At 67.4% G+C, this 6,947-nt stretch carries 5 protein-coding genes and 1 pseudogene; 4 read left to right on the forward strand and 2 right to left on the reverse strand.

The genetic code is table 11. From position 1 onward, the window contains the following. Window positions 1-15: 15 nt before the first annotated feature. Window positions 16-462 (forward strand): 50S ribosomal protein L9, encoded by a 447-nt coding sequence (gene rplI / locus ACZ4WS_RS14190; RefSeq protein WP_189187153.1) that lies wholly within the window; start codon window positions 16-18, stop codon window positions 460-462. Between the two features lie 173 nt (window positions 463-635). Here the strand turns inward: rplI and ACZ4WS_RS14195 are convergent, their stop codons facing one another. Further along, the gene (locus tag ACZ4WS_RS14195; RefSeq protein WP_467980236.1) at window positions 636-1,973 is read right to left on the reverse strand and encodes an MATE family efflux transporter; all 1,338 of its coding nucleotides are present in this window, start codon (window positions 1,971-1,973) and stop codon (window positions 636-638) included. Window positions 1,974-2,432: 459 nt separating this feature from the next. Here ACZ4WS_RS14195 and dnaB point away from each other — a divergent pair, with 459 nt between their 5' ends. Both dnaB and ACZ4WS_RS14205 read left to right on the forward strand, forming a co-directional pair. Beyond that, the gene (dnaB, locus tag ACZ4WS_RS14200; RefSeq protein WP_467980238.1) at window positions 2,433-3,914 is read left to right on the forward strand and encodes a replicative DNA helicase; all 1,482 of its coding nucleotides are present in this window, start codon (window positions 2,433-2,435) and stop codon (window positions 3,912-3,914) included. A gap of 325 nt (window positions 3,915-4,239) precedes the next feature. Continuing rightward, a pseudogene (locus tag ACZ4WS_RS14205) lies at window positions 4,240-4,536 on the forward strand (TnsA-like heteromeric transposase endonuclease subunit); the annotation flags it as partial. Window positions 4,537-4,560: 24 nt separating this feature from the next. Here the strand turns inward: ACZ4WS_RS14205 and ACZ4WS_RS14210 are convergent. Beyond that, window positions 4,561-5,124 carry a dihydrofolate reductase family protein gene (locus ACZ4WS_RS14210; protein ID WP_467980240.1) on the reverse strand — a complete coding sequence of 188 codons (564 nt, stop codon included), beginning with the start codon at window positions 5,122-5,124 and terminating at the stop codon, window positions 4,561-4,563. A 307-nt stretch (window positions 5,125-5,431) separates the two neighbouring features. On the opposite strand from ACZ4WS_RS14210, the gene ACZ4WS_RS14215 reads away from it, so the two are divergent. Beyond that, the gene (locus tag ACZ4WS_RS14215) at window positions 5,432-6,817 is read left to right on the forward strand and encodes a serine hydrolase domain-containing protein (protein WP_467980241.1); all 1,386 of its coding nucleotides are present in this window, start codon (window positions 5,432-5,434) and stop codon (window positions 6,815-6,817) included. The last annotated feature ends 130 nt before the right edge of the window (window positions 6,818-6,947 follow it).

Consider the following 6,947-nt stretch of genomic DNA (forward strand, 5'->3'; position numbering starts at 1 on the left):
AAGGGTGACCGAAACATGAAGATCATCCTCACCCACGAGGTCTCCGGCCTCGGTGCCGCGGGCGACGTCGTTGACGTCAAGGACGGCTACGCTCGCAACTACCTGATCCCGCGGAACTTTGCGATCCGCTGGACCAAGGGCGGCGAGAAGGACGTCGAGCAGATCCGTCGTGCTCGCAAGATCCACGAGATCGCGACCATCGAGCAGGCCAACGAGATCAAGGCCCGCCTTGAGGGCGTGAAGGTCCGTCTGGCCGTTCGCTCCGGCGACGCCGGTCGTCTCTTCGGTTCCGTCACCCCGGCCGACATCGCCTCGGCGATCAAGGCTTCCGGTGGCCCCGAGGTCGACAAGCGCCGCATCGAGCTGGGCGCGCCCATCAAGACCCTGGGCGCCCACGAGACGTCCGTGCGTCTACACCCCGAGGTTGCCGCCAAGGTCAACATCGAGGTCGTCGCGGCCTGACCGCTGCGCTCGGCATAGCTGAGAGAAGGGCCGCCCCCCAAGGGGTGCGGCCCTTCTTCGTCTCACAAGGTGTGGCGGTTGTCTGTTTCACGTGAAACGGGAGGCACGAACCGCGGCTTCACGTGAAACGGGGGTTGGATCGCGGTTTCACGTGAAACAGGCAGCGCCCTCGGTCAGCGCGTCGCACCCGTGACGATCCAGCGCCCCGAGCGAGAACGCAGCCACAGAGTCAGCATCCGTACGGTCATCATCAGCGTCATCGCTCCCCAGAGCGCGGTGAGCCCGCCGCCGAGCGTGGGAATCAGCAGCGCGACGGGAGCGAAGACCGCCAGAGTGAGCAGCATCGCCCCCGCCAGATATGGCCCGTCCCCCGCCCCCATCAGGACTCCGTCCAGGACGAAGACGATCCCGCTGATCGGCTGCGAGACGGCCACCAGCACCAGGGCGGGGAGCGCCGCGTCATGGACGATCGAGTCACTGGTGAACAGGGGAAGGAAGAGCGGGCGGGCAGCGAGCACCAGCAGGCCCAGGACGACGCCAGAAGCGATGCCCCATTGGACCATGCGGCGGCAGGCTTCGCGGGCGCCCTGTGCGTCGTTCGCGCCGAGATAGCGACCGATGATGGCCTGTCCGGCGATGGCGATCGCGTCGAGCGCGAAGGCGAGCAGGCTCCACAGCGACAGGATGATCTGGTGGGCGGCCATATCGGCGTCCCCGAGCCGGGCGGCGACCGCCGTGGCGATCAAGAGGATGGCCCGTATCGACAGCGTGCGGACCAGCAGGGGCGCGCCGGCCTGGGCGCAGGCCCGTATCCCGACGGCATCCGGCCGCAGCGAAGCGCCGTGCTTCCTTGCACCGCGCACCACGACGAACAAGTACACGGCGGCCATGCCGAACTGGGCGACGACGGTGCCCCAGGCGGAGCCCGCGATGCCCAGACCGGCGCCGTAGACCAGGCCCGCGTTGAGCGCGGCGTTGGTGACGAAGCCTCCGACGGCGACGTAGAGCGGGGTCTTCGTGTCCTGTAGTCCACGCAGCACACCGGTGGAGGCGAGCACGATGAGCATCGCGGGGATGCCGAGCGACGAGATGCGCAGGTATGTGGTCGCGTACGGAGCCGCTGTGTGCGAGGCGCCGAAGAGCTCCACCAGAGAGGGTGCCGTGGGCAGGACGACGGCGATGACGACGGCGCCGAGTAGCAGCGCCAGCCAGATGCCGTCCATGCCTTGGCGGATCGCGGCGCGCAGATCGCCCGCGCCGACCCGCCGGGCGACGGCAGCTGTCGTGGCGTAGGCGAGGAAGACGAAGACACTGACGGCCGTCGTGAGCAGGGCCGAGGCGACGCCGAGACCGGCGAGTTGCGCGGTGCCGAGATGGCCGACGATCGCGCTGTCGGCCATCACGAAAAGAGGCTCGGCAACGAGTGCGCCGAAGGCCGGAACGGCCAGCGCGACGATCTCTCGGTCGTGCCGGCGTCGAGCGGCCCTGGGTGCCGCGGGAGCCTGTGTCATGACCACCAATCTAATCTTCCACAGGTAAGAGATGCAATGCCACTGGGACCCTTACGAGTCGTCAGGTGGGGTGTGTCGTCGCGCACCGTTTGAAGCGAACTTGGCCCGACTGGGAAAGTTTTTCTTCTGCACAGCCGGTGGATGGGATAGCTGCAGGTCGGAGCGGGTTCGCACGACAGGCTGAGGGCTTGTTCACAGGGCTGTCCACCGGGCCGTGCACAGGTTTTGTGGGGTTCTCCACAGCATCTGGGCCGTCGTCCACATGGCCTGTGGATAACCAGATTGGCTGACGGTGCCCGCGGGCCTAACGTGGTGCGGCGCCCGCTCTCTCCTCCGCCCTCGGAAACCTCGCAAAACCGACGCGTCAGAACCGGAGTTGGGCATCTCAGTTGTCAGTGCCGTGCCGTAGAAATGAGAGGCACGGTTAGGTCCGCTCGGCGGACGGGAGGAGGTGGCTCGGTGAGTATTTCCGAGCCCTTGGACGACCCCTGGGCCGACAGCGGTCCCAGTGATCGTCTGCCCGCCTCCCGCCAGCGCCGCGACGGTGGTCGGAGCCGTGACGAGCAGCACGACCGCGACCGGGACAACGGTTCATGGGAGGGTGCCGGTGCCGGTTCGTCCTTCGAGCGCGTACCGCCCCAGGATCTGGATGCCGAGCAGTCCGTTCTCGGCGGCATGCTCCTGTCCAAGGACGCCATCGCCGATGTCGTGGAGGTCCTCAAGGGGCACGACTTCTACCGGCCGGCGCACGAGACCATCTACGGGGCGATTCTCGACCTGTACGCGAAGGGCGAGCCGGCCGACCCCATCACGGTCGCGGCCGAGCTCACCAAGCGGGGCGAGATCACCAAGGTCGGCGGCGCACCGTATCTGCACACCCTCGTGCAGACGGTCCCGACCGCGGCGAACGCCGAGTACTACGCGGAGATCGTCCACGAGCGCGCGGTCCTGCGCCGCCTGGTCGAGGCGGGAACGCGCATCACGCAGATGGGATACGCGGCCGACGGAGACGTTGACGAGATCGTCAACAGTGCCCAGGCCGAGATCTACGCGGTCACCGAGCAGCGCACCACAGAGGACTATCTGCCGCTCGGCGACATCATGGAGGGCGCGCTCGACGAGATCGAGGCGATCGGTTCTCGGTCGGGGGAGATGACCGGTGTGCCGACCGGCTTCACCGACCTCGACTCGCTCACCAACGGTCTGCACCCGGGCCAGATGATCATTATCGCGGCCCGTCCCGCCATGGGTAAGTCGACGCTGGCCCTGGACTTCGCGCGGGCGTGCTCGATCAAGCACAACATGCCCAGCGTGATCTTCTCGCTCGAAATGGGCCGCAATGAGATCGCCATGCGTCTGCTCTCGGCCGAGGCGCGTGTGGCTCTGCACCACATGAGGTCCGGCACGATGACCGACGAGGACTGGACCCGGCTCGCGCGCCGCATGCCGGACGTCTCGGCCGCCCCGCTCTACATCGACGACTCCCCGAACCTGTCGATGATGGAGATCCGCGCCAAGTGCCGTCGCCTCAAGCAGCGCGCCGACCTGAAGCTCGTCGTCATCGACTATCTGCAGCTGATGCAGTCGGGCGGCAAGCGGTCCGAGAGCCGCCAGCAGGAGGTCTCCGACATGTCGCGAAACCTGAAGCTGCTGGCCAAGGAGCTGGAGCTACCGGTGATCGCGCTGTCGCAGCTCAACCGTGGTCCTGAGCAGCGTACGGACAAGAAGCCCATGGTCTCCGACCTGCGTGAGTCCGGATCGATCGAGCAGGACGCGGACATGGTGATCCTGCTGCACCGCGAGGACGCGTACGAGAAGGAGTCGCCGCGTGCCGGCGAGGCGGACATCATCGTGGGCAAGCACCGCAACGGTCCGACGGCCACGATCACGGTGGCCTTCCAGGGCCACTACTCGCGCTTCGTGGACATGGCGCAGACCTGATCCGACACCTTGTAGGGTCTCAGATTTCGCGGCACAGTCTCATCTCCGACGGCACAGCGGCGGCACTTATGCCGTCTTCGTGAGACTCGCTGGTCGGGGTTCTCACCCTTTCGGGTGGCGGGGTTCCGGCCCGCTCCGTCCGTCAGTGCCTGGCTGACACCCTTGGCTGTACGGGTCGTTGCCCGTGGGGCGGGGGTACGCGATGAACAGTGTCACGGCGACGGTGAGTATCCGTCAGCAGCGTGGTGCTCTTGTGGAGGTCCGGGACTGGGGTACGGCACCTGTCGACCTTCTGCAGTCGGCTTGTCCGTAGCGGACGTTCCGTTGGTACAAGGGCCAGAAGCACTACTCGGGTATCTACTGGTCAGCGACGATGCGCGACCACGTGATCTACGAGTCGCGCTTGGAACTGTCGCGGTTGCTCTTTGCCGACTTCGATCCGTCCGTACGCGGCATCGTGGCCCAGCCTTTCCTGCTGAAGGCCGTTGTGGAGGGACAGGCCCGCAAGCACATCCCGGATTACATCTTGACCACTGAGCAGGGTCCGGTAGTGGTGGATGTGAAGCCGCACTGCCGGCTGTCCACCCCAGTGGTGGCGTTCACGTTCGCGTGGACCCGGCAGGCGGTCGAGTCGCGTGACGGGCGCTCAGCGCCTCGTCTCGTACCTGGTCAGGATCACGCCGCAGGGAAACGTCCGCGTCTCCACCAGGTTCAGGTTCACCCAGCTGTCCAGCGCGGTGAAGAACGGCGTGCCGCCGCCCACCAGGACCGGCGCGGTGGCCAGCACGTACTCGTCAATCAGCCCGGCCCGCATGGCCGCCCCGGCGAGCGTCGCGCCGCCGATGTCCATCGGGCCGCCGTCCTCGGCCTTGAGCCGGGTGATCTCGGCGACCGCGTCGCCGGTGACCAGGCGGGTGTCCCAGTCGACCTTGTCGATCGTCGAGGAGAACACCACCTTCGACATGTCCCGCCAGCGGCGCGAGAACTCGATCTCCGCCGGGGTGGCGTTGGACTGCTGGTCGCCGGTCGGCCAGTAGGAGCTCATCGTCTGCCACAGCTTGCGCCCGTACAGCGACAGGTCGGTCGCCTGCAACTGGTCGGACCAAAACTGGAACAGCTCGTCGCTCGGCACGCTCCAGCCGATGTCGTCGCCGGGCGCGGCGATGTAGCCGTCCAGGGTCAGGTTCATGCCGTAGATCAATTTCCGCATGGCGCCAGCCTTCCGTGAGTCGGTCTCACGCGTACAGACCGGCGCGGCGCGGGAAACTCATCGGTGCGCGATCTGAGCTCGCATGTAGTCCTCGTGCTCGGTGGCTCAGCCGCAGACTCATCGTTCCGCCGAGGAAATGGCATCGAGCTGAGACTGATCTTGGGTGACATCGCGGTGAGACAACAGAGAACCAGCAGGTCACAGAAGATCGACATGTCATCGGCGGCGAGACCCTACACACCTCACGGGTCCCGCGCGTCGGAGAAATGTGCTCGACGCGCGGTGCCGGGCCGGGTGGACTGGGGGTATGACGACACCTCAGGAAGAGCTGCTTCCCACCACACGCCGGGCCCTGCTGCACCGTATCGCCGTCGCGCAGACCGAGGGACGGGCGCCGTCGCTGGTCGCGGCGGTCGTCCGGGGCGGAGAGACGGTGTGGACCGGGGCACGGACCTCGGTTGACGGGCACGGGCCGGATGAGAACGTGCAGTACCGGATCGGCTCCATTACCAAGTCCTTCACCGCCGTACTCGTCATGCGGTTGCGCGACGAGGGCGTGCTGGATCTCGCTGACCCGTTGGAGAAGCATCTGCAGGGCACCGGCGCGGGGGAGGTCACCATCGCCGAACTGCTCGCGCACACAGGCGGGTTGGCTGCCGAATCGCCCGCTCCCTGGTGGGAGCGCACGCCCGGCTTGCTGCGCCCCGAGCTGGCCGATGTACTGGGCGAGCAGCCTTTCCGGCATCCGGTCGGCCGCCGCCACCACTACTCGAACCCCGGCTTTACGCTGCTGGGCGCGCTGGTCGAGGAACTGCGGGGCGCCCCCTGGGAAGAGGTACTACGGCGCGAGGTGCTCGAACCGCTGGGACTGCGCCGCACCAGCGGACGGCCGCAGGCACCGCACGCGGGCGGGTGGGCCGTCCATCCCTGGGCGGACGTGATGATGCCGGAGCCTTCGGAGGACCTGGGCCGGATGGCTCCGGCCGGACAACTGTGGTCCACCACCGGGGACTTGGCGCGGTTCGCCGTCTTCCTGGCCAAGGGAGACGACCGGGTCCTCAGTGCCGAGTCCCTCCTGGAGATGCGCACGCCCGCAGCCCCGGCAGAGGCCGCAGAGGTGGCGTCCGGAGACGCCTACGGCCTCGGTATGCAGGTGCTGCATCGGAACGGCCGGATTCTTGTCGGGCATTCCGGATCGCTGCCCGGCTTCCTCGCGGCTCTCACGATCAGCGTGGAGGACGACGTGGCGGCCGTCTTCCTGTCCAACTGCACGTCGGGCCCACGACCCCTGACGGTGGCCGCCGATCTCGTACGCATCGTGGCCGAGGCCGAACCGCGGATTCCCGAACCTTGGCGCCCGGCGCCCGAAGTCGACCAGTCCGTGCTGGAGTTGGCGGGACCGTGGTACTGGGGAACTCAGGGGTGCGCGCTGCGCCTGAAGGCCGACGGAACGGTTGAGTTGGAGTCGCTCTCAGGGTCAGGTCGAAGCTCGCGCTTCCGTGCGAACGGCGATGGGACGTGGACGGGGCTCGACGGCTACTACGCAGGGGAGCCGCTGCGGGCCGTACGGCGCCCGGACGGGTCCGTGAGCCATCTCGACCTCGGGTCGTTCGTCTTCACGCGTCAGCCGTACGACGAGGGCGCTTCTGTGCCGGGCGGGGTGGACCCCGAGGGCTGGCGAGGCATCCGGTAGGCGCTGTCAGGACGAGAAGCGGGGGGGGTTTGCGGGGGACAACCCCCCCCCTCCGCGGGGTGCGGGGGGTTTTTTTTCCGGAGGAGACGGGGGGCCAAACTTGGGGGAGTTACAACAAACACCCCTCTCA

The organism is Streptomyces sp. NPDC029292 (genome assembly GCF_055569295.1).